Source organism: Atribacterota bacterium (assembly GCA_028703475.1).
GTDB lineage: Bacteria > Atribacterota > Phoenicimicrobiia > Phoenicimicrobiales > Stramentimicrobiaceae > JAQVMU01.
Genome location: JAQVMU010000118.1, coordinates 1 through 3,123, shown reverse-complemented (window position 1 = coordinate 3,123; position 3,123 = coordinate 1). Strand labels below are relative to the sequence as shown.

Below are 3,123 nucleotides of genomic sequence, written 5' to 3'. Positions count from 1 at the left end.
GTTATTGCTATTATTTTTAGAGCAAAAGGATAATAGCAAAGAAAAAAAATAAAAAATTATACATTTGGAAAGGAGGAGCGATGAAAAACTTAGAAGAATTAAAAATAATGCGTGAGAGAGTCAAAAAGGATTTACAACTAAGAGCAGGTAAACATCGTGTAAAAATTGTTGTAGGAATGGGTAGTTGTGGAATTGCAGCTGGTGCAAGAGAAACCATGAACGAATTTTTGAATTTGATTGAAAAAAGTAACAAAACAGATATTATTGTCACAGCTTCTGGATGTTTCGGTTTTTGTGCCCAGGAGCCTATGATACATATCTATGTAGAAGAAAAGAAACCTGTGACTTATCGAAATGTAGACACAGAAGCAGCACAGGAAATATTTAATAATCATATATTAAACGGGAAAATTGTAGAAAAATACCTATTTTCAAAGGGGAAAGAATAATGAGTGAAACAACAACTATAAGCAAGTCTGATGAATTATCCAGGCAAGAAAATTACAGACAGTTAGAAGATTTTATTAATGAAAATAAAGAAAAAAAAGGTTATTTAATTCCAATATTATATAAGGCTCAGGAATTATTTAAATACCTTCCCCCGGAGGTTATGAGTTTTGTTGCAAAAGGAATGGGGATATCAGAAAGTGAAGTATTTGGTGTAGCGACTTTCTATTCTTATTTTAAAACTAAACCCATAGGTCGTCATACAATTACAGTTTGTATGGGAACAGCCTGTTATGTAAAAGGGGCAAAAAAAATACTGGAAGAACTGCAAAATAAGCTCGGGATTAAAGAAGGGGAAACTACAAAGGATTTAAGGTTTACCCTTGGTAGCCAGCCCTGTTTTGGATCATGCGGTATGGCACCGGTAATCATGATTGATAATAATGTTCATGGCAGGTTAACACCTGACAAATTGGATGAAGTTTTACAGAAATACAAATAGTTGGTAAGGAGAATATTGATGATAGAGAAAGTAAGAACTCAGCTTCTTTTATGTTCAGGAACATCCTGTATGTCAAACGGTGCCCAGCAGGTAAAGGATTCTCTTGAAAAAGCCTTAAAAGAAGCTAATTTAGAAAAAGAAGTGGAAATTATTACTACCGGGTGTATGGGGATTTGTGAATTAGGTCCCATTATGGTGGTTTATCCTGATGGAGTATTCTATCAAAGATTAACACCTGAAGATGCCCGTGAGATTGTTCAGGAACATATTCTAAAAGGCAGAGTAGTACAACGACTCTTTTACAAGAAACCAAAGTCAGAAGAGTTGGTTGATATGATGGAAAATATTGAATTTTTCCAGTTACAAAAAAGAATTGTACGAAGAAATTGTGGTGTTATAGATGTCACCACCATTGATGATTATATAGGGGCAGATGGTTTTATGGCCCTGGGTAAAGCATTGACGGAGATGACCCCACAGGAAGTTATTGAGGAAATTAAAAAATCAGGATTAAGAGGCAGAGGTGGCGCAGGATTTCCCACAGGATTGAAATGGGACTTTGCAGCTAAAGCGAAAGGTGAAAAAAAATATATTTTATGTAATGCTGACGAAGGTGACCCTGGTGCATTTATGGACCGTAGTATGCTGGAAGGCGATGCCTATAGTGTTTTAGAAGCGATGATTATTGGTGGTTATGCCATTGGAGCTAATCAAGGTTATATTTATGTACGAGCTGAGTATCCCCTGGCAATAGAAAGATTAAAAATCGCTGTAAAAGAAATGAGAAAACACGATCTATTGGGGAAAAATATATTAAATACTGGGTTTGACTTTGATGTAGAAATAAGAATGGGGGCCGGAGCATTTGTCTGTGGTGAAGAGACCGCTTTGATGCGTTCTATTGAAGGAAAAAGAGGAGAGCCAAGACCGAGACCGCCTTTCCCTGCAAATCAGGGATTATTTGAAATGCCTACTGTTTTAAATAATGTAGAAACTCTGGCAAATATTCCTTATATTATCATGCATGGTGCTGAAAAGTATGCTTCTGTAGGCACCGAAAAGAGTAAAGGGACAAAGATATTTGCTTTAGCTGGCAATATTTACAATACTGGTTTAATTGAAGTTCCTATTGGAATCACTCTCAGAGACATTGTTTATAAAATTGGTGGAGGAATTCCTAATAATAAAGAATTTAAAGCAGTTCAAATTGGGGGACCATCTGGTGGATGTATTCCTGCACAACATCTCGATACCAAAGTTGATTATGAGTCCTTAAAAGAGTTAGGAGCAATTATGGGCTCCGGAGGATTAATAGTTATAGATGAAGATACCTGCATGGTTGACCTTGCCCGTTATTTTATGAACTTTATACAAGATGAATCATGTGGAAAATGCACCCCCTGTAGAGAAGGAACCAGAGTCATGTTAGATATATTAAACAGGATTTGTGAAGGTAAAGGGAAGATGGAAGATCTGGATATCCTGGAGGAATTAGCCTATAGAATCAAAGATACTGCTCTTTGTGGATTAGGACAAACTGCACCAAATCCTGTATTGACAACATTAAAATATTTTAAGGATGAATATATCGAGCATATTAGAGATAAAAAATGCAGGGCAGGAGTATGTCAATCATTACTTAGATATGAAATAGACCCTGAAAAGTGCGTTGGATGTACTGTTTGTGCTAAGAAATGCCCTGTTAATGCAATTACAGGAGAGAAAAAACAACCTCATAAAATTGACCAAAACAAGTGCATAAAATGCGGTGCGTGCTATGAAGCTTGTAAATTTGGTGCAATTAGTAAGCGTTAAACTGTAAAAAAATTAAGTAATAACTTATTATAGTTAATTTAATTCTCTAATCTAAAATTATTAAAACAAATTAACTAAGAATATATCATAAGTATTTTAGAAAGGATTAAGAAAACATAAAATGAAAGATTTAAAGAAGGAGAAAACAACTGCACCCTTAGTCCAAATTATAATTGATGGGGAAAAAGTAAGGGTAGAGGCAGGGACGACAATTTTGGATGCAGCAACTCAAGCAGGAATAAAAATTCCGACACTTTGTGCTATGCCTGAAATCAATCATTATCCCGGTTCTTGCCGCATGTGTGTTGTGGAAGTAGAAGGAATGCCTTGTTTAGCTGCTTCCTGTGTATATCCGGTTC

General features: G+C 35.7%; 4 protein-coding genes. All 4 read left to right on the top strand.

The genetic code is table 11. The features are described from left to right. Positions 1–80: 80 nt before the first annotated feature. On the top strand, positions 81–449 hold the full coding sequence (locus PHQ99_08325; protein MDD4289576.1) for a (2Fe-2S) ferredoxin domain-containing protein: 369 nt from the start codon (positions 81–83) through the stop codon (positions 447–449). Then, positions 449–949, top strand: a complete 501-nt coding sequence (gene nuoE / locus PHQ99_08320; GenBank protein ID MDD4289575.1) for an NADH-quinone oxidoreductase subunit NuoE — start codon at positions 449–451, stop codon at positions 947–949. Before PHQ99_08325 ends, nuoE begins: the two co-directional genes overlap by 1 nt. 18 nt (positions 950–967) lie before the next feature. Next, complete coding sequence (gene nuoF, locus PHQ99_08315) at positions 968–2,764, top strand: NADH-quinone oxidoreductase subunit NuoF (GenBank protein ID MDD4289574.1); 1,797 nt, start codon at positions 968–970, stop codon at positions 2,762–2,764. Positions 2,765–2,885: 121 nt separating this feature from the next. Next, on the top strand, positions 2,886–3,123 hold a 238-nt coding region (locus PHQ99_08310; GenBank protein ID MDD4289573.1), incomplete at its 3' end, for a 2Fe-2S iron-sulfur cluster-binding protein.

Coding starts and splice junctions, on each gene's coding strand:
- PHQ99_08325 (MDD4289576.1), top strand. CDS start 81: ATGAAAAACTTAGAAGAATTAAAAATAATGCGTGAGAGAGTCAAAAAG.
- nuoE (MDD4289575.1), top strand. CDS start 449: ATGAGTGAAACAACAACTATAAGCAAGTCTGATGAATTATCCAGGCAA.
- nuoF (MDD4289574.1), top strand. CDS start 968: ATGATAGAGAAAGTAAGAACTCAGCTTCTTTTATGTTCAGGAACATCC.